Annotated in this window: 26 protein-coding genes and 1 pseudogene; 11 read left to right on the top strand and 16 right to left on the bottom strand. The window is 70.2% G+C overall.

The window, feature by feature from the left end:
* The first annotated feature begins 134 nt into the window (after positions 1-134).
* Both sigJ and ABT001_RS20110 read left to right on the top strand, forming a co-directional pair.
* Positions 135-1019, top strand: a complete 885-nt coding sequence (gene sigJ, locus ABT001_RS20115; RefSeq protein WP_351279177.1) for an RNA polymerase sigma factor SigJ — start codon at positions 135-137, stop codon at positions 1017-1019.
* A 93-nt stretch (positions 1020-1112) separates the two neighbouring features.
* Positions 1113-1274: a hypothetical protein gene (locus ABT001_RS20110; RefSeq protein ID WP_351279175.1), complete on the top strand. Its 162-nt coding sequence runs from the start codon at positions 1113-1115 to the stop codon at positions 1272-1274.
* Positions 1275-1375: 101 nt separating this feature from the next.
* Here ABT001_RS20110 and ABT001_RS20105 read toward each other — a convergent pair.
* The 3 genes and pseudogenes from ABT001_RS20105 to ABT001_RS20095 all read right to left on the bottom strand — a co-directional run.
* Positions 1376-1513, bottom strand: a pseudogene (locus ABT001_RS20105) (IS5 family transposase); the annotation flags it as partial.
* Positions 1514-1653: 140 nt separating this feature from the next.
* Positions 1654-1938: a hypothetical protein gene (locus ABT001_RS20100; RefSeq protein WP_351279172.1), complete on the bottom strand. Its 285-nt coding sequence runs from the start codon at positions 1936-1938 to the stop codon at positions 1654-1656.
* Positions 1939-1994: 56 nt separating this feature from the next.
* On the bottom strand, positions 1995-2123 hold the full coding sequence (locus ABT001_RS20095) for a hypothetical protein (RefSeq protein WP_351279169.1): 129 nt from the start codon (positions 2121-2123) through the stop codon (positions 1995-1997).
* A 119-nt stretch (positions 2124-2242) separates the two neighbouring features.
* On the opposite strand from ABT001_RS20095, the gene ABT001_RS20090 reads away from it, so the two are divergent.
* The gene (locus tag ABT001_RS20090) at positions 2243-3010 is read left to right on the top strand and encodes a GntR family transcriptional regulator (protein ID WP_351279166.1); all 768 of its coding nucleotides are present in this window, start codon (positions 2243-2245) and stop codon (positions 3008-3010) included.
* A 33-nt stretch (positions 3011-3043) separates the two neighbouring features.
* Here the strand turns inward: ABT001_RS20090 and ABT001_RS20085 are convergent, their stop codons facing one another.
* The 3 genes from ABT001_RS20085 to ABT001_RS20075 all read right to left on the bottom strand — a co-directional run bounded on the left by ABT001_RS20085 (position 3044) and on the right by ABT001_RS20075 (position 6224).
* Positions 3044-4201 (bottom strand): ROK family protein, encoded by a 1158-nt coding sequence (locus ABT001_RS20085; RefSeq protein WP_351279413.1) that lies wholly within the window; start codon positions 4199-4201, stop codon positions 3044-3046.
* A 195-nt stretch (positions 4202-4396) separates the two neighbouring features.
* Complete coding sequence (locus ABT001_RS20080) at positions 4397-5047, bottom strand: response regulator (RefSeq protein WP_351279164.1); 651 nt, start codon at positions 5045-5047, stop codon at positions 4397-4399.
* A 4-nt stretch (positions 5048-5051) separates the two neighbouring features.
* Positions 5052-6224 (bottom strand): sensor histidine kinase, encoded by a 1173-nt coding sequence (locus ABT001_RS20075; protein ID WP_351279161.1) that lies wholly within the window; start codon positions 6222-6224, stop codon positions 5052-5054.
* A gap of 107 nt (positions 6225-6331) precedes the next feature.
* On the opposite strand from ABT001_RS20075, the gene ABT001_RS20070 reads away from it, so the two are divergent.
* The 5 genes from ABT001_RS20070 to ABT001_RS20050 all read left to right on the top strand — a co-directional run bounded on the left by ABT001_RS20070 (position 6332) and on the right by ABT001_RS20050 (position 10430).
* Complete coding sequence (locus ABT001_RS20070; protein ID WP_351279159.1) at positions 6332-7267, top strand: ATP-binding cassette domain-containing protein; 936 nt, start codon at positions 6332-6334, stop codon at positions 7265-7267.
* A 5-nt stretch (positions 7268-7272) separates the two neighbouring features.
* Positions 7273-8016, top strand: a complete 744-nt coding sequence (locus ABT001_RS20065) for an ABC transporter permease (protein ID WP_351279156.1) — start codon at positions 7273-7275, stop codon at positions 8014-8016.
* 118 nt (positions 8017-8134) lie between these two features.
* Positions 8135-8572 carry a hypothetical protein gene (locus ABT001_RS20060; protein ID WP_351279153.1) on the top strand — a complete coding sequence of 146 codons (438 nt, stop codon included), beginning with the start codon at positions 8135-8137 and terminating at the stop codon, positions 8570-8572.
* Positions 8573-8883: 311 nt separating this feature from the next.
* Positions 8884-9333, top strand: a complete 450-nt coding sequence (locus tag ABT001_RS20055; protein ID WP_351279410.1) for a universal stress protein — start codon at positions 8884-8886, stop codon at positions 9331-9333.
* A gap of 26 nt (positions 9334-9359) precedes the next feature.
* Entirely contained in the window at positions 9360-10430 is a 1071-nt protein-coding gene (locus tag ABT001_RS20050) for an adenylate/guanylate cyclase domain-containing protein (protein WP_351279150.1), read from the top strand.
* Positions 10431-10511: 81 nt separating this feature from the next.
* Here the strand turns inward: ABT001_RS20050 and mug are convergent, their stop codons facing one another.
* From mug to ABT001_RS20005, 9 genes are all read right to left on the bottom strand, one after another.
* Positions 10512-11054, bottom strand: coding sequence for a G/U mismatch-specific DNA glycosylase (mug, locus tag ABT001_RS20045; RefSeq protein ID WP_351279147.1), 543 nt, complete (start codon positions 11052-11054; stop codon positions 10512-10514).
* Between the two features lie 18 nt (positions 11055-11072).
* Positions 11073-12515 (bottom strand): adenylosuccinate lyase, encoded by a 1443-nt coding sequence (gene purB / locus ABT001_RS20040; RefSeq protein WP_351279144.1) that lies wholly within the window; start codon positions 12513-12515, stop codon positions 11073-11075.
* A gap of 128 nt (positions 12516-12643) precedes the next feature.
* A complete protein-coding gene (locus tag ABT001_RS20035; RefSeq protein ID WP_351279141.1) occupies positions 12644-13519 on the bottom strand; it encodes a hypothetical protein in 876 nt (291 codons plus the stop codon).
* Positions 13520-13662: 143 nt separating this feature from the next.
* Positions 13663-14463: an SAM-dependent methyltransferase gene (locus ABT001_RS20030; RefSeq protein WP_351279139.1), complete on the bottom strand. Its 801-nt coding sequence runs from the start codon at positions 14461-14463 to the stop codon at positions 13663-13665.
* Between the two features lie 99 nt (positions 14464-14562).
* Complete coding sequence (locus ABT001_RS20025) at positions 14563-15399, bottom strand: SGNH/GDSL hydrolase family protein (protein WP_351279136.1); 837 nt, start codon at positions 15397-15399, stop codon at positions 14563-14565.
* Between the two features lie 118 nt (positions 15400-15517).
* Positions 15518-16537, bottom strand: a complete 1020-nt coding sequence (locus tag ABT001_RS20020) for a hemolysin family protein (protein ID WP_351279134.1) — start codon at positions 16535-16537, stop codon at positions 15518-15520.
* Positions 16534-17871, bottom strand: a complete 1338-nt coding sequence (locus ABT001_RS20015; RefSeq protein ID WP_351279132.1) for a hemolysin family protein — start codon at positions 17869-17871, stop codon at positions 16534-16536. Before ABT001_RS20015 ends, ABT001_RS20020 begins: the two co-directional genes overlap by 4 nt.
* A gap of 211 nt (positions 17872-18082) precedes the next feature.
* Positions 18083-18502, bottom strand: coding sequence for a GNAT family N-acetyltransferase (locus ABT001_RS20010; protein WP_351279130.1), 420 nt, complete (start codon positions 18500-18502; stop codon positions 18083-18085).
* Between the two features lie 74 nt (positions 18503-18576).
* Positions 18577-19269, bottom strand: coding sequence for a TetR/AcrR family transcriptional regulator (locus ABT001_RS20005; RefSeq protein ID WP_351279128.1), 693 nt, complete (start codon positions 19267-19269; stop codon positions 18577-18579).
* Between the two features lie 92 nt (positions 19270-19361).
* On the opposite strand from ABT001_RS20005, the gene ABT001_RS20000 reads away from it, so the two are divergent.
* The 3 genes from ABT001_RS20000 (at position 19362) to ABT001_RS19990 (ending at position 20959) form a co-directional block, all read left to right on the top strand.
* Entirely contained in the window at positions 19362-20285 is a 924-nt protein-coding gene (locus ABT001_RS20000; RefSeq protein ID WP_351279125.1) for an alpha/beta fold hydrolase, read from the top strand.
* A 78-nt stretch (positions 20286-20363) separates the two neighbouring features.
* Positions 20364-20591, top strand: coding sequence for an antitoxin (locus tag ABT001_RS19995; RefSeq protein ID WP_351279123.1), 228 nt, complete (start codon positions 20364-20366; stop codon positions 20589-20591).
* Positions 20588-20959 (top strand): fic family toxin-antitoxin system, toxin component, encoded by a 372-nt coding sequence (locus ABT001_RS19990; protein ID WP_351279121.1) that lies wholly within the window; start codon positions 20588-20590, stop codon positions 20957-20959. The genes ABT001_RS19995 and ABT001_RS19990 overlap by 4 nt, the downstream gene beginning before the upstream one ends.
* A 10-nt stretch (positions 20960-20969) precedes the next feature.
* Here the strand turns inward: ABT001_RS19990 and ABT001_RS19985 are convergent, their stop codons facing one another.
* Positions 20970-21665, bottom strand: coding sequence for a class I SAM-dependent methyltransferase (locus ABT001_RS19985; RefSeq protein WP_351279119.1), 696 nt, complete (start codon positions 21663-21665; stop codon positions 20970-20972).
* Between the last annotated feature and the right edge of the window lie 17 nt (positions 21666-21682).

Below are 21682 nucleotides of genomic sequence, written 5' to 3'. Positions count from 1 at the left end.
GGACGGACGTACCGGACTGCGGAGGCGCGGAACGAGACGCCTCGTCAACAATGATTACCGCCGGGTAGCTTGTAGTTCAAGGGTGCCTGCGATTCCCGCTGGACACCCCGAGGCCTGTCGGCTGGGATGGAGAAGTGACCGCCGACACCGTGACCGATCTGTTCGAAGAAAACCGGCCCTTCCTCACCGGGGTCGCCTACCGCATGCTCGGCCGCGTCGCCGACGCCGAGGACGTGGTGCAGGAGGCATGGCTGCGCTGGTCGTCGGCCGGGCGCGAGGACGTGCGGGAACCGAGGGCCTACCTCGTACGGATCACCACACGGCTGGCCATCGACCGTCTGCGTCACCTGAGGTCCCGGCGGGAGGCGTACGTGGGACCGTGGCTGCCCGAACCGGTGGTCACCGAATTCGGCCCGGCCGTCCCCGATTCCGCGGAGCGCGCGGTGCTCGCCGACTCCGTCTCCGTCGCCGTACTCGTCGTCCTCGAGACCCTCTCCCCGCTGGAGCGCGCGGTCTTCGTCCTGCGCGAAGCCTTCGGTTTCCCGTACGCGGAGATCGGCACCGCCCTCGACCGCTCCGAGGCAGCCGTACGTCAGCTGGCCGGTCGCGCCAAGCGCCACGTGGAGGAGCGCAAGCCGCGGTACGAGGTGGATCCGGAGGTGCGCCGCGACCTCACCGAGCGTTTCCTCGCCGCCGCGTCGGGCGGGAACCTGGAGCAGTTGCTCGCACTGCTGGCACCCGACGTACGTCTCGTCAGCGACAGCGGAGGCAAGGCCAAGGCACCGCGGCGGGTCATCGAGAGCGCGGACAAGGTCGGCCGCTTCCTCATCGCGGTGGGGCAGGACTGGCCGGCCGGCACGGATGTACGGGTCCTGGAGCTCAACGGCGGTCCCGCTCTGGTGTTCAGCGCGGACGGAGTGGTGGACACCGTCTTCCAGGCCGACGTCGGCGACGGGGTCATCCGGTGCGTCTACGTCATCCGTAACCCGGACAAGCTGGCCGGAGTGCCGGTGGCTTGAAGAGTGAACTGTCCCGGCGGAGCTGTTCGGCAAGGCGACGGTCCGAGGGGACGCGGTCACTCTCGAGTGAGGCCCGTCGGGTTCGACGCGGGTATGGGGAATGCTCTGTGGGACCGGCTCTCGGCCGAGGTGCAGACGGAGGTGGACAGTCTCGTCTCGGCCGGGTGGAGGGTGCACGCCATCGCCGTGATGCGTGAGCGGGCCGGTCTGCCGACGCCGGGGCTGCATGAGTGTGTCGATCTGGTGGATCAGTGATTCGAGGTACTGCGGCAGGGGCCGACGAACTCGTGTTGAAGCCGTGCGTGGTGGTCATGCGTCGCGGCGGTGCGGGATCTGTCCGCGGGTGAGCCGACAGCTCATGAGTTCGCCCCCATCGCTACCTTGATCATGGCCTCGGAGCGGTGAGGGTGGTTCTCGTGGTCCCGGGCGAGGCGAGGGTGATGCATGAGCCGGCCGAATGCCCGCTCGCTGACCCAGCGCCGCGGAATCACCTCGATGCCTTTCATATGCACCTCACGGCCGACGGTGTTCGACTCGTGACCTTGCGGATGACCGCCCTCATCGCCATCGCCGTGATCAACGAGTGGCTGTGATCTCTCGGGGGTGGCGGTCCCGTAGGTCGTTCTGGCCGCGATCAGGCCGGCGGATCGAAGAGAGAGGGGCGATGGACGCTGCGTGAGGCGGCGTCCAGTTCGGCCGCGAACCAGCTCCTCGCCCGGCGGCCGGACCCCACAGCGAGGCCGGGGACCGCTGCTGCGAGGAGGCTGTCCCACGGCGGACCCCGGTAGCGGTGCGGTCGCCCGTGCTGCTGCCGTCGCGCCAGATGATCGAGCCGCCCGGCCGCCCAGTGGCAGGACATGCGGAGGTGCCGGAGGCGACAGCGGGGCAGCATTCCCTGGCCCGGTTCACGCGTGGTCATGTCCCTCGCCGTTTCGTCGGCAGGCTGCTGAGGAACGGGGGCAGACCGGTCGGCGATCACCCGGTCGTCGTGGCCCCGCGGGCCGCCTCGACGGTGTCGACTGTGGGGCCTCGCGTCACCAGGGTTCGACGCCGCACGAACGCCCGGTGAACGCTCTGCGGCAGGGCGCCGTTCCGCTGCGTCACGGCGCGAGGATTGGTCTTGACCAAGGTGGTTCGCCGTCCTAAGGTCTGAGCGATAAGGCAGGAACCTTTAATAAATAACGTCGCGGAATACATGCCACCGGGCGGATGCGGAGGACAGGGTGGGGACCACGCAGCTGGAATCGGTGCAGGAGCCGAAGTACTGGCACCTCAGGACCGTGCTCAGTGAGGCACTCGACTCGGACTTCGCGGTGGGAGAGGTGCTGCCCAACGAGCGGGACCTCGCGGCGCGCTTCGGTGTCGCCAGGGCGACGCTCCGTCAGGCGCTGGAGCAGCTCGAACTCGAAGGGCGGCTGCAGCGACGCCGCGGGGTGGGCACGACCGTGGCCCCGCCCAGGGTCGGAGTGGCCGTCGCCACCGCACAGCACGGCTGGGCTGGCGGCGACACGGACGAGGCGTGGCAGGCCCTCGAGTGCACCGCGGCGACCGCTCCCGCCTCAGTCGCCGGCATGCTCGACATCCCCGCCGGAGAGCTGGTGCATCTGGTGCGCCGCAGACGCGTCGCCCAGGGACAGGCCGTCGCGGCTGAGCTTCTGTACGTGCCGACGTCGTCCGTGCCTGAACTCTCCGCCATCGAAGCACCCTCCGGGCCCGCCCGGGCCCGCAGCGTCCTGAGGGAACTGCACCGCCTCGACCTCGACGGCCAGGACCGCTCGGTCGAACTCGGGTCGGCCCGCGCGGACGACGCGAAGGAGCTCGACCGTCTCCCGGGCGCCCCGGTCCTCGTGGTCACCACCCGGTATCTCGCAGCCGCCGGTACGGCAGCCGTCTCCGTCGCGACATACAGGGCCGACACCTGCCGGCTCACCTTCGGGGACTCCGGCGCGCTGGAGATCAGGCACGAGGAGCAGGAGCGCAAGGCCTCCTGAGCCTCCAGGAAGTCCGCATACGGCCCGTCGCTCTCAGCGCCGGGCCGTCGCCGTTCCCTCGACGGCGAAGAGCTGTTCCTCCACGTGGTCGAGTGCCAGCCGCAGTGCGCCGGTGGCAACGGCAGCCTCCCCGAGAAGCGAGAGGGCGACCCGGGGTGGACGCAGACAGTAACGGGCGAGCTCGTCACGGAGTGGATCGAGGACTCCGTCCAGGCCTGCGGCCCACCCGCCGATCACCACGAGTTCCGGATCAAGTGCCAGGACCAGAGCCGCGACGTCGTGCACCAGCCGCTGTATGAACCGCGCGACGGCGGCCTGTGCTCCGGCGTCGCCGTCCCTGGCCTTGGCGAATACGGCCGCGACGGCCTGCTCGTCCAGGGGGTCCAGGGGGGTGTCCGTAGTGGAGAGCAGGTGTTCCGGTGTGACATCGCGGCCCAGCAGATGCAGTGCGCCGATCTCGCCGGCCGCACCACCGAAGCCGCGGTGCAGCCGTCCGCCGATGAGAGAACCCGCACCCGGGCTCAGGCCCGCCAGGACGAAGACGATGTCGTCGGACTCGGTCGCCGCGCCCTTCCAGTGCTCCGCCACCGCTGCGGCGTTGGCGTCGTTCTCCACCAGGACGGGGCACCGGAACGAACGTCGCAGCCTCTCGCCGAGCGCGAGTCCGGTCCAGTCCGGCAGGGCTGTGCCCAGCCGGACTGTGCCGTCGGCCTCGACGATGCCAGGGCTGCCCACACCGACCGCACGCAAGCTGCTCCGCTGTACCCCGGCACGCCTCAGAACATCCGCGATCATGCCTCTGACCTGTTCGAGTCGGTCGTCCGCGCACGCGGTCTCGGAGACGTCCCGTGAACCGGCGCCGACGATCCGGCCGTCCAGTCCGGAGAGCAGGGCGGATACCCGGTGCGGGCCGATCTCGATGCCCAGCAGATACCCGGCCTCGGCACGGAACCTGAACCGCCTTGCGGGGCGGCCCTGGCGCCTGGTTCCGCTGTCGTCCGGCAGCGCTTCGACCACCAGGCCGGCCGCGAAGAGTCCCTCGATGACGCCTTCGACGGTGGGACGGGACAGTCCTGTGATCCGGGTGAGATCTGTGAGCGTGGGCGAATCCGCCCCTCGCAGGGCATGCAGCACCACCGCGGAATTGATCCTCCGCAGCAGAGACGGGTCCCCACCGGTCAGCCGGGCCACCGTGCGTCCTCCCAGGTCCGTGCGCATGTCTGCCGGATCGTACTCGGTGCCCCCCCCAGAGCGGCGACCAGCACCCGGAGAGCGGTGACCGGAACCGCGCCGGAGCGGGCACCGGTCGAGTGCGGCACCGGTCGAGCGCGGCTTCGGCCGTGGGCAGTGCCGAGCGAGTGGGGCGCCGCCCGTGCACGGCGCCGGTCAGCTCGGAGCCACGAAGCCCGACTCGTAGGCGGCGATCACCGCCTGTGTGCGATCCCTGGCCCCCAACTTGGCGAGCACCGAGCTGACGTGTGTCTTCACGGTCTCGACGCCCACGACCAGCTCGACGGCGATCTCCGCGTTGGACAGGCCCCGTGCCATCAGACGGAGCACTGCCGCTTCGCGGTCGGTGAGCGCGGCCCGCTCCATCGCGGCCCGCGCCGTGCTCGTGCCGTATTCAGCGGCGAGCTGCCGGACGGCAGCGGGGAACAGCAGTGACTCGCCCTCCGCCACCAGCCGTACCGCATGCACGATCTCGGCGGGCCGGGCCCGCTTGAGCAGAAATCCGTCGGCGCCCGCGCGCAGGGCCTCGTAGACGTACTCGTCGTTCTCGAAGGTCGTCACCACCAGGATCTTCGGCGGATCGGCCACGGTGCGCAGTACGGCGCGGGTCGCCTCGATGCCGTCCATCAGAGGCATGCGCACGTCCATGGCCACGACGTCGGGGCGCAGCCGGCTCACCAGGGGGATCACCGCCGCACCGTCGGCGGCCTCACCGACCACTTCGATGTCGGGCTGTGCTTCGAGGACCGCGCGCAGTCCCGCGCGCACCAGGGGCTCGTCGTCGACCAGGAGAACGGTAACCGGCATCGGGTCAGCGTATGCGCTCCAGGGGAAGGCTCGCGTGCACCCTCCATTCCCCTTCATGCGGGCCGGTCCTGGCTCTGCCGCCCAGCAGGGCAGCCCGCTCCCGTATGCCCCTCAGCCCGCTGCCACCGGCCGGGCCGTGCGGAGCTCCCGGGAGCGGGTTGGCCACCTCCAGCTCCAGCCTCTCCTTCACCACGGCGATCCTCACCCGTACGGGGACGGCGCCGGCGTGACGCAGCACATTGGTGAGCGACTCCTGCAGAATCCGGTAGCCCTCTCGGGACACCGGGCCGGGCACGGTCTCCAGCGGACCGCTCATTTCCACGTCGAGCTTCGCCCCGGAGCCGCGGGCCGACTCAAGCAACCGGTCCGCCTCCGCCAGGGTGGGACGTCCGCTGACGGGAACGTCGGACTCGCGCAGCACCCCCAGGACGCGCTCCAGATCGTCCAGTGCGTGGCGCCCCGTCTCCTCGATGGCGGCGAGCGCCCGTGCGGTGAAATCCGGGTTACCCGCTGCCCTGGCAGCTCCTGCCTGGACCACCGCGACCGTCAGCGCATGTCCGATCGAATCATGCAGCTCGCGCGCTATGCGATTACGCTCCAACAGCTGCTCGGTGCGCTCCTCCAAGGCAGTCATCCGCTCGGTCGGCGACGGTCCCAGCAACCTCCGTGCTGCCGCCGTGACCACTTCACCGCACAGGACGACCAGCCCGAGAAGTATCAGGATCGGCACGAGTGCGAGCGGGGCGCACCACCAGCCGGGCTCGACCCCACGGGCCAGCCAATTATCGCTCGGACGCCGTCCGAACGAACCTCCCACGAGATCGACCGCCGTCGCCGGCAGCCAGACCGTCGCGGTACATGTCACTGCCGCGAGCACCAGCCGCAGCTGCAGCCAGACAACGGTGCGCCAACGAGCTGCCCATGTCGTGGCGGGCGCGGCGGAGATCGCGGCGTCGGGGCGGCCCCGCTGCTCCGGAGTGAGGAGCAACTGCGCCTGGACGCCTTCGGCCAGGCGCATCGCCGGAAGCAGCCCGACGGGAACCGCGAAGAGGAGTGGCATCCACGGCTCGCTCATGGAGATGAACAACCACACGCTGATCGCTGCGGCCGGAATGAGCAGGTGCAGCCAACGACTGTACGTGGCCGGCCTGGCCAGCAAGGAGAAGTAGCGGCGCATGCGGCCATCGTGCCAGGGCAGGCCGTGAAGGCGGCTCCCCCGGGAGAGGGAGACGAACCACCCCGGCGAGGGAGGCAGGGACAGGGACCGGCGGCCAGGCTGAGGGCATGACCAGCATCGACGTGCATGAGCTCACCAAGGACTACGGAACCACCCGTGCCGTGGACCACCTCACGTTCAGCGTGCGACCTGGCCGGGTGACCGGCTTCCTCGGGCCGAACGGCGCGGGAAAGTCAACCACCATGCGCCTGGTCCTCGGCCTGGACCGGGCGACCGGAGGCTCGGCCACGATCGGCGGCCGGCCCTACGCGTCCTTGGGCGATCCGCTGCGCCGTGTCGGCGCGCTGCTCGACGCTCAGGCCGCACACGGCTCGCGCACCGCCCGCAATCACCTGCTCGCGCTCGCCACCAGTAACGGTATAGCGGGCAGCAGAGTCGAAGAGGTGCTTGCGGAGGCCGGTCTCGGCCCGGTGGGCGGGCGGCGGATCAAGACTTACTCGCTCGGAATGCGGCAGCGGCTCGGTATCGCCGCGGCGCTTCTCGGTGACCCGGAGGTGGTGATGCTGGACGAGCCGTCGAACGGACTGGATCCGGAAGGCATCGTCTGGATCCGGGAGCTGATGCGGAAGCTCGCCGGTGAAGGCCGCACGGTCCTGGTCTCCAGCCACCTGATGAACGAGACCTCTTCGTTCGCCGATCACTTGGTCGTCCTCGGTAAGGGAAGGCTCCTTGTCGACATGCCGATGCGGGAGTTCCTCGCCTCCCGGAACCGGTCCGCCGTCCGGTTCCGCACGACGGAACCCGCGCGGCTGCGCGATGCGCTGACCCGCGAGGGGTGCGAGACGATGCTGGGGGACGACGGGTGCTGGAGGGCCACCGGAGCCTCGGCGGAGAAGATCGGTGTCCTTGCCGCCTCGGCAGGAATCCCTCTGCTCGAACTCATCGACGAACAGCCCACGCTGGAAGAGGCCTACCTCGATCTCACGGCTGCCGAGACGGAATTCGCCGCCACCATGTCCCCCAGCACCGGCAAGGAGGTCTGACCAGCATGACCACGTCGACGACCGCAGTACTGCACTCCGAGTGGATCAAAATCAGATCGGTGCGGTCCGTTGCCGGTTCTCTCGTCGGGGTCTTCGCCGCCACCCTCCTCATCACGGTCCTCGTCTTCTCCACCATCGGGCAGGCGGAAGCCGGCACGCAGGAGAACGACCTCCTCTTCTTCGCCTTCTACGCGCTGAACTTCGGCCAGATCGCGGCTATCTCCTTCGGGGCCACCGCTCTGTCGTCCGAGTTCCATGACGGAGCCCTGCGGATATCGCTCACGGTCGTCCCCCGTCGCAGCCTCTTCTACCTCGCGAAGATGGCGGTGATCGGCGGGCTCGCACTGGCTGTGGGGCTGGTCACCAGCTTCACCACATTTCTCGTGGGACAGCTGTTCATGGGCGAGTACGCGATTCGTCTCGGTGAACCAGCCGCCCTGCGCGCCGCGTTCGGTGGTGGCGTCTACCTCGCTCTGATGGCCCTGTTCGCGGCAGGGCTGACGGCGGTGTTGCGCAGTGCGGTTGCCGTGCTCAGCCTGCTCATCCCCTTCATCCTGATCGTTCCCTTCGTGGTCGGAGACATAGCGGGAGGCGCAGCCCAGTATCTTCCCGACCGCGCAGGGCAGTTGGTGATCCGCGGACATAATGAGGGAAGCCTCGGGCCGTGGACGGGGTTGGCCGTCACCGCGGGGTGGGCGGCTGTCGCACTGATCGCCGGCTGGTGGACCCTGCGGAAGCGGGACGTCTGAGGCGCGGCGATCGAGGGGGGGCACGCCCGCAGGCCGTGTGGCTGCTTCCAGGCTCCGGGGGAGCGAAGGGCCGGGCTGGTCAGGGCCAAGTGTCAGTGCGGGGGAGTTTACTGATGGTATGACCACCGCACACCACCTTCGTCTCATCGACGGGATGCGCACAAAGGACTTTCCTCCGGAACGCGTTCCGTCGGGCTCAGGAGTCAGCGGACCGGGCTACCACACGGCACTCCTCATCGGTGAGGACGGCACTCTGGAGGGGGACGGCGCGGACCGGGCGGAACATCGGGCGCAGTGCCTGGCTGAATACGATGCGCTGCTCACGTTGCTCACCTTGCGCTGGGGCGAATCGCAGGTGGTCAGTCTGTGGAGCGCACAGGAGCGGATGACGAGAGGGGAGGTGATAGCCGAACCCTGGGCCGAACCAGTCGCTAACTGTGAGTATCTCCAGTTGTGGAATGCGGAAGGCCGGTGGATCGCCGTGGTGCTCTACCAGGAGGACGACGGGCCGGGCTGTGAGCTGGGTGTTCTGGTTACCGCGGTCGACCCGCCCTGACGGCGAGGACCGCCGGCCCCGAGTGAGGGTGACGCGGCGCCGGCAACTCTTCCCACGCCTGCGGGGGTGGCGAGGCCGTCGTTGTTGCGTGCTGGGCGGGATGACTGCTGCTGAGCGCCTTCGCTGCCCGGCCGACAGAGGCGCCTCGGCAAGGACGGCGGTACCCCGCTGCGGTACCCCACGCGGTTGCTCTCCCGTCGGGGTGGGGCAGGGCGGCGAATCCGTGTCGCACGCCCTCCCGCCCTTGCCCGGTGGGTCGGCGGACTCTATCTTACTCCAGAGTAAGTTCACTCTCTGGTATGGAGGTTGTTGTGGTCGCCTACCGGACTGTCATGGTCGGCACCGACGGCTCGGAGTCGTCTTTCTCAGCGGTCGAGGGGGCGGCTCGACTTGCCGCAGCCTGTGGGGCCGAGCTCGTGATCGCCTGCGCGTATCTGCCTATGCGTGGGCCCGAGCTCGCCCTGGCGCGGGACCAGTTGGGAGCAGAGGCGTATCAGGTGGTGGGGTCGGCACCTGCCGAGGAAACCCTGCGGACCGCCAGGGACCGGGCCCGCGCGCAGGGTGCGGTCGATGTGCGGTCGATCGCGGTGCAGGACGAACCGGTGACCGCACTGGTCCGGACCGCCCGGGAGTGCTCGGCCGACCTCCTGGTCGTCGGGAACCGGGGGCTGCGCTCGCTCGCCGGGCGCATTCTCGGATCCGTCCCCGCGGACATCGCCCGAAAGGCAGACCTCGATGTGCTGATCGTGCACACCACATGAGTGTGGCAGAACCGGCGGAGGAACCGATGTCTCCGCCCGGTGGCGACCAACTGCGGCGGAGTGTCGAGGAGGTGCTGCTCGGTGGCGGCCGCGTCTGGACGAGGCGGGAAGTCGCCGAGCGGTCCGGGGTGGGGCCGGAGCGCACCGCGCAGATCTGGCGCGCGCTCGGGTTTCCTGTGGTCGACGACGACGCCCTGGTGTTCACCGATGCCGATGTCGACGCGCTGTGCGCGGGGGAGCGGCTCATCGAATCCGGACTCATCACCGAGGAGAGCGAAACGATGATGGCGCGAGCTTTGGGACATCATCTGTCCCGGCTCGCCGAATGGCAGGTGCACACCCTCTGGACCTGGATGAATCGTGACTCGGGGCATCCTTCGGGCGGGGGTGAGCTGATGGACCACGCCGCGGCGCTCCTGCCGGAGCTGGAGCTTCTGCAGCGGCATGTGTGGCGTCGCCATCTCGCGGCGTACACCGGACGGGTACTCGCGGAGGCCGAGGCGGATGCAGATACGCGTGTTGGGCAGGGGCAGGGGCAGGGGCAGGGGCAGGGGCAGGGAGGCACGGCATCGGGCGGTCCGGTGCCGCCCCGCGCGAGTGCTGACGTCCGGGACCGGGCGGTTGGCTTCACCGACATGGTCGGCTACACGCGGATGACCCGTGGACTGGACACCACCGAACTGGTCCGTGTACTCGACCGGTTCGAGAGCCTGACCGGCGATGTGGTCGCCGACGGCCGTGGCCGGGTGGTGAAGACCATCGGCGACGAAGTGCTCTTCGTGTGCGAATCGGCGTCCGCGGCCGCCGACATCGCCCTGGAACTCACCGCCCGCGCCGAGGCGGAAAAAGGGCTGCCCCAGATGCGGACCGGGCTGGCCCACGGTGCCGTCCTCAGTCGTTTCGGTGACGTCTACGGGGGCGCTGTGAATGTCGCGGCCCGGCTCACCGCCGTGGCCCGCCCCAACACAGTGCTGGCCGACACCGCCTTCGCCGGCGAACTGGCCGGCATGGCGGCATACACCCTCAGAGCGCTCCGCCCGGTGTCGGTGCGCGGGTACAGCAGGCTGCGACCGGTGCTGCTTCGGGCCGGCCGGTGATGTGACGGTGCCGGTGGTGTGACGGTGCCGTCGACGCGCCGGCTCCGTACCGGGGTGCCCGTGGCGCGGCACACCGGAGCGTCAGATGCCTTCGCCGACCGCCTCCGACAGCCGGGCGTACTCGTCGGCCATGGTGCTCACGGTCCAGTGTGCGTTCAGGCCGCTCGGGTTGGGCAACGCCCAGACGCGGGCGCCGCCGATGGTCCGCTCCTGCGGGCCGATCCGCGCACGGCGATCGCCGAAGGCCGTGCGGTATGCGGTGACACCGACCACCGCCAGCCACAGCGGGCCCAGCTCTTCGACCTTGGCCGTAAGCGCTCTTCCGCCCTCGCGGAATTCCTCCGTGCCCAGCTCGTCCGCCCGGGCCGTGGCCCTGGCCACCACATTGGTGATGCCCAGGCCGTAGTCGAGGAGTTGCGTCTGTTCCGACGGTTGCAGCTGCCGGGGCGTGAAGCCTGATCGATGCAGTACCGGCCAGAACCGATTGCCTGGATGGGCGAAATGGTGCCCCGTGGCAGCAGTCATGAGGCTCGGGTTGATCCCGCAGAACAGCACACGCAGACCGCCCGCGACCACGTCGGGTACGACGCGATCGCGAGCGGCCTGAAGCTCTTCGGGAGTCATCCGGCAGGGGGCCGTCCGTCAGAGGATGGAGCCGGGAGCGTAGGCGGCGGCTTGCGGGTGCTGCTTGGTGATCTCCTCGATCCTGGAGACCAGGGCGGTGACCTGATCGCCCGCCGCACCGGTGAACGAGAGCTTGTCCGCCATCAGGGCGTCGAGTTCACCGCGGTCGAGCGGGATCCGCTCGTCGGCGGCGAGCTTGTCCAGCAGCTCGTTGCGCTCCGCCCCCTGCTCCCGCATGGCGAGAGCCGAGGCGACAGCGTTCTCCTTGATGGCCTCGTGCGCGATCTCTCGGCCCACCCCGGCGCGCACCGAGCCCATCAGTACCTTGGTCGTGGCCAGGAAGGGAAGGTAGCGGTCCAGTTCACGCGCGACGACGGCGGGGAACGCACCGAACTCGTCGAGGACGGTGAGGAAGGTCTCCAGCAGGCCGTCGAACGCGAAGAAGGCGTCGGGCAGCGCGACCCGGCGGACCACGGAGCAGGACACATCGCCCTCGTTCCACTGGTCGCCCGCCAGCTCGCCCGTCATCGACGCGTAGCCGCGCAGGATCACCATCAGGCCGTTGACGCGCTCGCAGGAGCGAGTGTTCATCTTGTGCGGCATCGCCGAAGAGCCGACCTGGCCCGGCTTGAAGCCCTCGGTCACCAGCTCGTGTCCGGCCATCAGCCGGATGGTCTTGGCCACCGACGAGGGTGCGGCGGCCAGCTGCACCAGCGCGGTCACCACGTCGTAGTCGAGAGAGCGGGGGTAGACCTGGCCCACGGAGGTGAAGGCGTGCGCGAAGCCGAGGTGCCCGGCGATGCGCTGCTCCAGGTCCGCGAGCTTGCCCGCGTCGCCGCCGAGCAGGTCCAGCATGTCCTGCGCCGTGCCCACCGGCCCCTTGATGCCGCGCAGCGGGTAACGGCCCAGCAGGTCCTCGAGCCGCCCGTACGCCACCAGCAGCTCGTCCGCGGCGGTCGCGAAGCGCTTGCCGAGCGTCGTCGCCTGCGCGGCGACGTTGTGCGAACGGCCCGTCATGACCAGCTCGCCGTACTCCGCCGCGAGCTTGCCTAGCCGTGCCAGGACCGCCACCGTACGGTCGCGCATCAGTTCCAGCGAGAGCCGGATTTGCAGCTGCTCGACATTCTCGGTGAGGTCCCGGGAGGTCATGCCCTTGTGGACCTGCTCATGGCCGGCGAGGGCGTTGAACTCCTCGATCCGGGCCTTCACGTCGTGCCGGGTGACCTTCTCGCGCTCGGCGATCGAGGCGAGGTCGACCTGGTCGATCACGCGCTCGTAGTCGGCCGGCGCCTCGTCGGGCACCTCGATCCCGAGGTCCTTCTGAGCGCGCAGCACCGCCAGCCACAGCTGACGTTCCAGCTTCACCTTCTGCTCGGGGGACCAGAGGACGGCCAGCTCCGTAGAGGCATAGCGGCCGGCCAGGACATTGGGGATGCGAGGCTTCGCAGACACAGCAGTCACGTGTCCGGAGTTTACCGGGCGTCCCTACGGGTTCCGAACCGTCCACGTGATGTAGGAAGCTCCAGGTCAGAGGGCGGCCCGGGCCGACGGTTCATGCGACCCGGGCCGACGGTTCAGGCCGGCCGGACTCAGGGCAGGTCGCCGCGATGCGGGTGCCACCGGTCCGAACGGTGCCCGTCCGACGAGTGGGATCCGCTTCCCTCGTTCCCCTGTTCGTACTGCGTACGGTCACGATCCCCGCGCCCCGCGTCGGCGGAGTCCTGTTCCCTGGCCGGTACCGGCCGCCCGCGTGGTGCGGACGGGCGCTGTTGCGGTTGCCGGGCGGGCCGTGGCGGCATGGCGTCGCCCGACGCGCGGTCGACGTGGTGGCCCGTGCCGGCGGCCGGGGGCCGTTCGTTCCCGGTGTTCTCGTGACCGGTCGTGGCCGCACGGTCGGCAGCGGTCGGTTCGTGCCCGCCGCGGGCCGCCATGCCGTAGGGGGAATCGGCCTCCGCATGGCGACGATCCCGGTCCTCGTCAAGCGGAGTGACCTGCTCCCGTTGCTCCCGTTCGTGGCGCGCTCGGCGTACCGCCCGGCGCTCGCGCCCGCCCATGACGGCCGACCCGATCAGCATGAGGACGCCCCCGAGGAGGGCGAGCCCCACTCCGCTGCCGAGACCGTCGCCGTCTCCCGCGACCGTCAGGCTGCCCTGGGCCTGGCCCTGCCGGACCATCCACAGGACGGCGAACCCGAGGGAGATGATTCCGGCGACGAGAACCAGAAGACGGGACCTCGTCACCACTCCGAGGAGAGTGAGTGCCGCGGCGACGAGGAGCGGCAGGAACATGGACGCGAACAGGCCCGCGCCCGAGTCGGTCACCCCGGCTCCCGTGAACAGTTCCCAGACCCGGAAGTCGTGGCCGAGCCGGCCGTTGTACCAGTTGCGGAACGGCGCCCACAGTGCTGCGGCAGCGCCCGCGACGGCGAGAACGATCCCGATGGTGTTGCGAATACCCCGTACCATGCCGCGACCTCCCGGCAAGTCGGATCGGTGCACGCGAGATCCCGCGTGCCGTATCGCGCCCCCTTACGAGGTTATTCCTGCCCGGAGGATGACGCACGCGGCCTCCTGAGCCACGCCGCATCCCGGTCCGCCGCCCGCCGTTCCTACGGCTTCGCGCCCACGAAGCCCCACTGGTCGACCGGCGTACCGGCGACGGGCTCCTCGGGCCTCCACAGGCTGATCGAGCCGAACCCCGGCTCGACGAGATCGAGCCCGTCCGCGAAGGAACGCACGGTCTCCGCGGGGCGGGAGATGTACGGCATGGCGCCCCCGCCGGCGTACTCGTCGGAAGCGGCGCGAGTCTCCTCGGTCTCGATGGTGTCGCACAGCATCAGGAAGCTTCCGGCGGGGACCGCGCCGAGGTATCCGCGCAGAAGGGCGGCTGCCTCACCCGCGTCGGCGATGTGCCCCAGGGTGGAGAGCACCATCAGTGCCACCGGCTGCTGAAGATCCAGGGTCCGGGCGGCTTCCCTCAGCACCGCCCCGGTGTCCCGCAGATCCGCGTGCACGTAGTCGGTGGCACCCTCGGGACTGCTGGTCAGCAATGCGCGTGCGTGGGCGAGCACGATCGGGTCGTGGTCCACGTACACCACCCGCGCCGAGGGGGCGACGGACTGTGCGACCTCGTGGGTCGCGTTCGCGGTCGGCAGGCCCGTGCCCAGATCGAGGAACTGCCGAATGCCCGCCTCCCCGGCCAGATAGCGCACCGCCCGGGCCTGGAACCGACGCGAGGCGCGGGCGATGTCGATGATCTGCGGAAACAGCCTTTCCATCGACGCGCCCAGCTGACGGTCGGCCTCGTAGTTGTCCTTGCCGCCCAGCCAGTAGTTCCAGACCCGTGCCGAGTGAGGTGTGCCGGTGTCGATTCCGTCCGCCGGTTCATGGATGTCCGGTACGCCGCTCATGGGCATTCCTTGCTCCCGATGCCCAGGGTGCTCCTGCGCGCTGAAGATCCATGCTGCCCCGCCAGTCACACGCGCAACAGAGGCAACTGCGCCAAACCGTCAGCCGTCCAAGCGGCGCCAGCCGCTCACCGGCCCGGGATCCGCCACGTCCTCAGGACTGACCCAGAACGCCTTCCCCAGGCTCGTGTCGAACTGCGCGCCGGCCCGGCCGTCGCCCGACGAGCGCCCGGTCAGGCGGCGACCGATCCAGGGCATCAGATGCTGTCGGGCGAACCTGGCGTCGTCGATCCGCCGCCGCGCCCACCGCGCGGGCGCGGTGGCGGGCATCGGGGTCTGCCAGTCACTCTCCACGGGCAGCCCCAGCGTCTGCCACACCGCCTCAGCGACCCTGCGGTGGCCCTCGGCCGTCAGGTGCAGCCGGTCGACGTCCCACATCCGCGGATCGCCCAGCGACGCCGCGCCGTACAGATCGGTCACCAATGCGCCGTGGCGCGCGGCGAGGTCGTCGACGAGCGAGAACAGCTCCTCCATACGCGGACGGAAGCGTTCCATCACCGGACCGTTCCGCCCGGGGCTGCGCATCAGCACCAAGGTCTTGCACGAGGGCGCGAGACGCTCCACCGCCTCCTCCAGCCGGCCCCGGACCATGCCCATGTCGCACTTCGGCCGCAACGTGTCGTTGAGCCCGCCGACCAGGGTGATCACGTCCGGCTGCAGAGCAACTGCCACCGGGACCTGCTCGTCCACGATCTGGCCGATGAGCTTTCCCCGTACGGCGAGATTGGCGTACCGGAAGCCGGGCGTGCGGGCCGCGAGACGGCCGGCGAGGACATCGGCCCAGCCGCGGTAGGACCCGTCGGGCAGCAGATCCGACATGCCCTCGGTGAACGAGTCGCCGACCGCGACAAGACTGGTGTAGGAGGCATTCAATTCCATGGCGCTGCCGATCGTACCGCGACGGCGGCGCTCGTGGCCGGGCTTGCCGGGGTCGTGGGCACGAGGAGGGGCGCGACGGTCGCCGCGCTCCTCCTCGTGCTGTCACCCGGCGCCGGCGTCAGCGGGCCTGGTGCCTGCCGACCAACTCACGAAGGACGTCCTCCATCGTGATCATGCCTGCCAGCCGGCCGTCCTCGTCGAGTACGGCGGCCAGGTGCGTGCGGCTCCTCCGGAGCGCGGTCAGCACGTCGTCCAGCGGCGTCGCCGCCCGCACCCGTGCGATCGGCCGCAGAGCCGTCACCGGGAACGGCACGTCGCGCGGCGTCGCGTCCAGGGCGTCCTTCACATGGAGGTACCCGATGATGCGCTGCTCGCTGTCCATCACGGGGAAGCGCGAGAAACCGGACTCGTGCGAGAGCCGCTCCAGTTCCTCCGGGGTCGTGCCGACCCTGGTGTACAGGACCCGGTCGACCGGAAGGAGTACGTCCTGGACCGGGCGGCGGCCCAGTTCCAGCGCGTGGCGAAGACGGTCCGCCGAGCGGTCGTCGACGAGCCCGGAGTCCTCCGCGTCCTTGACGAGGCGCGCCAGTTCGTCATCGGAGAAGGTCGCCGACACCTCGTCCTTGGCCTCGACGCGCAACAGCTTGAGCAGGGTGTTCGCGAAGGCGTTGATCGCGAAGATCACCGGCTTCAACGCCCTGGCGAGAGTCACCAGCGGCGGTCCGAGCAGCAGCGCGGTGCGGGCGGGCTCGGCCAGCGCGATGTTCTTGGGCACCATCTCGCCCAGCAGCATGTGCAGATACGTCGCCACGGTCAGGGCGATGACGAACGAGATCGGGTGCACCAGACCGTGCGGCACCCCCACCGAGTCGAAGACAGGCTCCAGCAGATGCGCGATGGCGGGTTCGGCGACGATACCCAGCACCAGCGTGCAGAGCGTGATGCCCAGCTGCGCCGCCGCGAGGAGTGCCGATACGTGCTCCAGGCCCCAGATGACACTGCGGGCCCGCCGGTTCCCGGCCTCGGCCTCGGGCTCGATCTGACTGCGGCGTACGGAGATCAGCGCGAACTCCGCGCCGACGAAGAAGGCGTTGACGACCAGGGTCAGCAAGCCGATGAAGAGCTGGACGGCGATCATCGTTCGTCCTCCGCCGACTCGTCACTACCGGGCAGCGGCGCGTGCAGCAGCGCCCGCGCGGCTCGATGCCCCGAAGCGTCCACCACGTCGATCCGCCAGCCCGTGAGCTCGACGGTGTCGCCGACCACCGGAATGCGGCCGACCTCCGTGGCGACGAGCCCGGCCAGGGTCTCGTACGGCCCGTCCGGTACGCGCAGCCCGATGGTGCGGAGCTGGTCCGTGCGGGCCGCGCCGTCGGCGGACCACAGGGTGCGTCCGTCCGCGTCCTCGCCGGCTGCCGCCAGGTCGGGGGTCTCGTGCGGGTCGTGTTCGTCCCGCACCTCGCCGACGACTTCCTCCACGATGTCCTCCAGCGTCACGACTCCCGCCGTGCCGCCGTACTCGTCGATGACGACGGCCATGGCCAGTTTTCCGGAGAGCCGGTCCAGCAGGCGGTCCACGGTGAGCGTCTCCGGCACCAGCAGCGGTTCGCGCAGCATGTCCGACACCCGCTTGCGGGGCCGCTGGTCCGCGGGAATGGCCAGCACGTCCTTGATGTGCGCGACGCCGACGACCGTGTCCAGGCTGCCCCGGTAGACGGGGAACCTGGACAGACCGGTCGCCCGGGTGGCGTTGGCGACGTCCTCGGCGGTCGCCTGGACCTCGAGGGCGGTGACCTGGACGCGGGGCGTCATCACGTTCTCCGCGGTCAGTTCGGACAGGCTGAGGGTGCGTACGAACAGCTCGGCGGTGTCCGCCTCGAGCGCGCCCTCCTTCGCGGAGTGGCGTGCCAGGGCCACCAGCTCCTGCGGGCTTCGCGCGGAAGCCAGTTCCTCGGCGGGCTCGAGACCGAAGCGCCTCAGGATCCGGTTGGCGGTGTTGTTGAGATGGGTGATGAAGGGGCGGAAGACCGCCGTGAACGCGCGCTGCGGCGCCGCGACGGCCTTGGCGACGGCGAGCGGGGAGGAGATCGCCCAGTTCTTGGGGACGAGCTCGCCGACGACCATCAGGACCACGGTGGACAGCGCCGTGCCGATCACGAGTGCCAGCGAGGACGACACGCCGGGCGACAGCCCGGTCGCTTCCACCGGCCCCCGGATCAGCTTGGAGATGGACGGCTCGGAGAGCATGCCCACGACCAGGTTGGTGACGGTGATACCGAGCTGGGCGCCGGAGAGCTGGTACGTGAGGCTGCGCACGGCCTTGAGCGCTCCGGCGGCACCGCGTTCCCCTCGTTCGACGGCCCGTTCGAGTTCGCCGCGCTCCACCGTGGTCAGAGAGAACTCGGCTGCCACGAACGCGCCGCAGGCGAGGGAGAGCAGGAGCGCCACGAGGAGCAGGAGCACTTCGGTCATCGGTTCACCTCCGTCCCATGATCGGGCAGGGGCAGGAGGTTCGCGCGATGTCGGCAGTATCGACTACTGGGGGGCTCGCCCATGGGCGGACGCTCACACCTTTCGAAAGAGAGTCGGACGGTCGAGGATCCATAGTAAAGGATCGGCAAAATGCCCAGTCGGGAGCGTGGTTCTCAGTGGCGGCCCTCAGCCTTCGGCGGCCTGACCGGGCTCACAAGGACTTCACCCAGCGCCGCCAGTGGTCCTCGCGATGGTAGCCAGCCGCGCCCCATGTGTGATGCGCCTGCCCGTTGGACTCCAGAACCATGGCGTCGATCCGCCGCCCGCCCAGCGCGAGGAAGCGTTGCTCGGCGGCATCCATCAGCGCGGTGGCGATCCCTTGCCGGCGGCAGTCGGGGCTCACCGCGAGCCGGTAGGCGGAGCATCGCCAGCCGTCGAAACCGGCTATCACGGTCCCGGCGATCCGGCCTTCGCGTTCCGCGAGGAGCAGGGCCTCGGGGTCCCGAGAGATCAGCCGGGCCAGTCCGTCGTGGTCGTCGGTGATGCTCGTGCCCTCGGCGGCCTCGCGCCAGAAGCGCAGCACGGCGTCCGTGTCGGAGAGGGTGGCACAGCGGATGTCGAGATCGGTCATGGATCAAGCCAACCAGAGCGGTTGCCGAGGGCGTCGTTCTTTTCCGGTCGGGCCCCCCGATCGGCGAGCCCGGGTCAGCCGAGCATCGCCGGGAGGACGCGGCGCAGCAGCCGTTCGAACAGAGCGTCCCCGTTGGCGGGTCCCGCCGGCGTCGGGCCTGCTGTCGTGAGGGCGGCGAGCAGGTGGGGGTGGTGGCCCTCCGCGGCGACCGCGGCGAGGTGGGCCGCCTGCGCGGGGGTGCCGCCGTCGGCCCCGGCCTCGCGGTGGGCGAAGAGGCGGGCCAGGCCGCCCATGAGCCCGATCGTCTCCAGCTTCCGCCGGCTCGAGCCGGGTGCGTGGGCCAGTACGGCGAGGGCGTGATCGAGGTAGTCGATCGCGTGTGGGCCGAGTACCTCACCCCGCCGGTCGTTCAGATCGGCCAGCCACGGGCGGCGGACGTGTGCGGCCTTGGACTGGAGGGCCAGGCCGACCAGATCGCCGAGCCAGTCCCCGCTGGGCGGGGTGGAGAGGTCCAGTTCGCCTGCGACCGCGTCGGCCATGAGGTCCAGCAGTTCGTCGCGGCTTCCCACGTAGCGGTAGAGCGAGGCGGGTCCGGTGCCCAGTCTCTGCGCGAGCGCGCGCATCGACACGGCCGCCAGCCCGTCGGCGTCGGCGAGGGCGACGGCGGCCTCGGTGATCTGCTGTCTGCTCCGTTCGGGCGCGGGTCCGCGCGAGCCGCGCCGAGGGCGTGACCACACGGTCGTCGGCCGTGCTTCGAATGGGGTCACTGCCGCTCCCCTCTCTTTCCTCAGGTGTTGAACCGGCTGTAGTCTAATATTGCGAACAGTGATCGCAGTTTCTTCCGTCGAAGGGGACCGCCATGACCTGGACCGAACGCCGCTTCGCCCGTAACGGTTCCGTCGACCTCGCGCACGACCGGCTCCAGGTGGGCGGAGACGGTGAACCGCTGCTGCTGGTGATGGGGTTGGGGGTCTCCCGGCGCTGGTGGCCGGAAGGGCTGTGCGAGGCCTTCGCCGAAGCGGGGTTCGCCGTGGCCCGCTACGACCAGCGCGATACGGGCGAGTCCACCCGGCTGTCCGCGAGTGCTCCGGGCGGCAATCCGTTCGCCGCCCTGGTCGCCCGACGTGGCGCCGCCTATACAGCCGAGGACATGGCCGACGACGCCGTAGCCGTCATGGACGCGCTCGGCTGGGAGTCGGCGCACCTCTTCGGCCACTCGCTGGGCGGCGTCGTGGCCCAGCGTGTCGCGCTGCGCCATCCACGCCGCGTGCGCACCCTCACCTCCTCCGCCGCGCTGCCCAGCGACCTCACGGGGGTGGGTGCCCTCCGGCATCTGCGCCTTCCCACGCTCGCCAGGTTCGCCCGTATCAAGCCCGGATCGGAGCGGCAACAGCGGATAGCGTCGGCGCTCGCGGTGGCGCGGCTCTGTGCGGCGCCCGGCCATCCGATCGACGAGTCGGAGACCCTGGAGCGGATCACCGCCGACGTGGACAGCGGCGTCGCCGACGTCGGTGCACAGTCCCGCCAGATCGGCGCGCGCTGGCGCGGGCCGTCACTGTCCGCACTGCGGGTCCCGGCGTTGGTTCTGCACGGCACCGATGACCCGCTGCTCAAGCCGTCCGCGGGCCGCGCCACCGCCGCCGCGATCGGCGACGCGCGTCTGGTCCTCCAGCCGGGCGTCGGCCACGACATCCCGCGCGAGCGGTATACGGCGGTCGCCGCGGAGGTGCGAGCGCTCGCGGACGCGGCCCGTGCCACGGGCACCCGGGGCGCTGCCGGCTGACTCGTCGGCTCCGGCAAGGGAGGCACCCGTGGCCCCTTCCCCTTGCGGGTGCTAGCGCGCACGCGCTAGCGTGATGGCGTGCCCAAGACTCAGCTGAACGTCCGAGTGGACGAGGCCACCGCCGAGGCGGCGCGGCAACGCGCCCTGCAGCGGGGGATGAGCGTCAACCGATATATAGAAGAACTCGTCAAACAGGATGCGGGCGAGGTGGGACACACCTTCGTCGAGGCAGCGGCCGACTTCATGAAGCAGTACGAGTCGGTGTTCGCCGAGGAGTTCGGCCCGGAGCGCAAAGGCATCCGTTGAACCTGCAGATCGACCTTTCCTGGCTGCTCATGGTCGCCGAGCACAAGACGCCCGGCGATCCACAGGTCGTCGACTGGGGTGCACTCGTCGCCGCCGTCAGCCGGCACGAGGCGGAGATCTTCGGCAGCCCCGTCTACAGCGACCCGCACTCCCGGGCGGCTGCCATGCTGCAGCTCCTCCTCCATGTGCCGGCGCTCGAACACTCCAACGCGATGTTCGCCTCCGCCGTCGCCTACGGCTATCTCGTCGCATCAGGGCTGAAGGTCATCACCTCTCCCGAACAGGTACGCGATCTGGCCCGTCTGGTGAAGGAGGGCAAGGCCGACGTCCGGGCGATCGCCGAGGAACTGCGCCGGTGGAGTCTGTGACCGGAGCCGCTCAGCCCGCTTCCGACGACCCGTCCACTGCGGCGGACCGGCGGGCCACGCCCAGCACGCAAGGCGAGCTCGGCAGCTGCGGACCCTTCTCCGGGATACGGAAGCGGCGGTACGTCTCCAGCTCGAAGCCCGCCCCCCTGATCGCCGCGACCGTGTCCCGGGCCGTGTGACACCCCCCGAAGAGCAGCGGCCAGAACGTGCGGTCCGCCGCCCGCTGTGCCGTCGCCAGCACCCGGCCGGGTGCCCGGGTGTGCTCGAAGAACCGCAGCTCACCTCCCGGCTTCAGGACGCGCTTGATCTCCGCCAGCGCACGGGGCAGGTCCCGCACGGTGCACAGGACCAGTGAGGTCACTGCCGCGTCGAACGCCTCGCTCCTGACCGGCAGCGCCTCGGCCGTCCCCGGAACCACGTCGACCGGCACCTCCGCGCGAAGGGCCGCGCCGGCCGCCAGTTGCCGGAGGTTGCGCTCGGGCTCGATCGCCGTGACCTCGGACACGGCCGGTGGGTAGTGCGCGAAGTTGAGGCCGTTGCCCGCCCCGATCTCGACGACCCGCCCGGCGAGACCGCTGAGCAGCTCGTCACGATGGTCCGCCACACCGCCCTTGAGGTCGGCGGCCACGCTCATCCGGGCGTAGAAGCGGGCGAACACCGGGTGGTGTACCGCGTCCCGGGGGACAGGTGCGCTGCGTCGTCGCATGATCGGGTCTCCTCCAA

The organism is Streptomyces sp. NPDC002793 (genome assembly GCF_040295485.1).
GTDB lineage: Bacteria > Actinomycetota > Actinomycetes > Streptomycetales > Streptomycetaceae > Streptomyces.
Note: the sequence above shows the minus strand (reverse complement) of the source record. Positions and strands in the feature narration are given on the sequence as shown.

What these genes read in the sequence shown, in the direction of transcription:
- ABT001_RS20110 (WP_351279175.1), top strand. Translation starts at nt 1,113, where the DNA reads ATGGGGAATGCTCTGTGGGACCGGCTCTCGGCCGAGGTGCAGACGGAG.
- ABT001_RS20100 (WP_351279172.1), bottom strand. Translation starts at nt 1,938, where the DNA reads ATGACCACGCGTGAACCGGGCCAGGGAATGCTGCCCCGCTGTCGCCTC.
- ABT001_RS20080 (WP_351279164.1), bottom strand. Translation starts at nt 5,047, where the DNA reads ATGCCGGTTACCGTTCTCCTGGTCGACGACGAGCCCCTGGTGCGCGCG.
- ABT001_RS20075 (WP_351279161.1), bottom strand. Translation starts at nt 6,224, where the DNA reads ATGCGCCGCTACTTCTCCTTGCTGGCCAGGCCGGCCACGTACAGTCGT.
- ABT001_RS20070 (WP_351279159.1), top strand. Translation starts at nt 6,332, where the DNA reads ATGACCAGCATCGACGTGCATGAGCTCACCAAGGACTACGGAACCACC.
- ABT001_RS20065 (WP_351279156.1), top strand. Translation starts at nt 7,273, where the DNA reads ATGACCACGTCGACGACCGCAGTACTGCACTCCGAGTGGATCAAAATC.
- ABT001_RS20060 (WP_351279153.1), top strand. Translation starts at nt 8,135, where the DNA reads ATGACCACCGCACACCACCTTCGTCTCATCGACGGGATGCGCACAAAG.
- ABT001_RS20050 (WP_351279150.1), top strand. Translation starts at nt 9,360, where the DNA reads ATGTCTCCGCCCGGTGGCGACCAACTGCGGCGGAGTGTCGAGGAGGTG.
- mug (WP_351279147.1), bottom strand. Translation starts at nt 11,054, where the DNA reads ATGACTCCCGAAGAGCTTCAGGCCGCTCGCGATCGCGTCGTACCCGAC.
- ABT001_RS20035 (WP_351279141.1), bottom strand. Translation starts at nt 13,519, where the DNA reads ATGGTACGGGGTATTCGCAACACCATCGGGATCGTTCTCGCCGTCGCG.
- ABT001_RS20030 (WP_351279139.1), bottom strand. Translation starts at nt 14,463, where the DNA reads ATGAGCGGCGTACCGGACATCCATGAACCGGCGGACGGAATCGACACC.
- ABT001_RS20025 (WP_351279136.1), bottom strand. Translation starts at nt 15,399, where the DNA reads ATGGAATTGAATGCCTCCTACACCAGTCTTGTCGCGGTCGGCGACTCG.
- ABT001_RS20020 (WP_351279134.1), bottom strand. Translation starts at nt 16,537, where the DNA reads ATGATCGCCGTCCAGCTCTTCATCGGCTTGCTGACCCTGGTCGTCAAC.
- ABT001_RS20015 (WP_351279132.1), bottom strand. Translation starts at nt 17,871, where the DNA reads ATGACCGAAGTGCTCCTGCTCCTCGTGGCGCTCCTGCTCTCCCTCGCC.
- ABT001_RS20010 (WP_351279130.1), bottom strand. Translation starts at nt 18,502, where the DNA reads ATGACCGATCTCGACATCCGCTGTGCCACCCTCTCCGACACGGACGCC.
- ABT001_RS20000 (WP_351279125.1), top strand. Translation starts at nt 19,362, where the DNA reads ATGACCTGGACCGAACGCCGCTTCGCCCGTAACGGTTCCGTCGACCTC.
- ABT001_RS19985 (WP_351279119.1), bottom strand. Translation starts at nt 21,665, where the DNA reads ATGCGACGACGCAGCGCACCTGTCCCCCGGGACGCGGTACACCACCCG.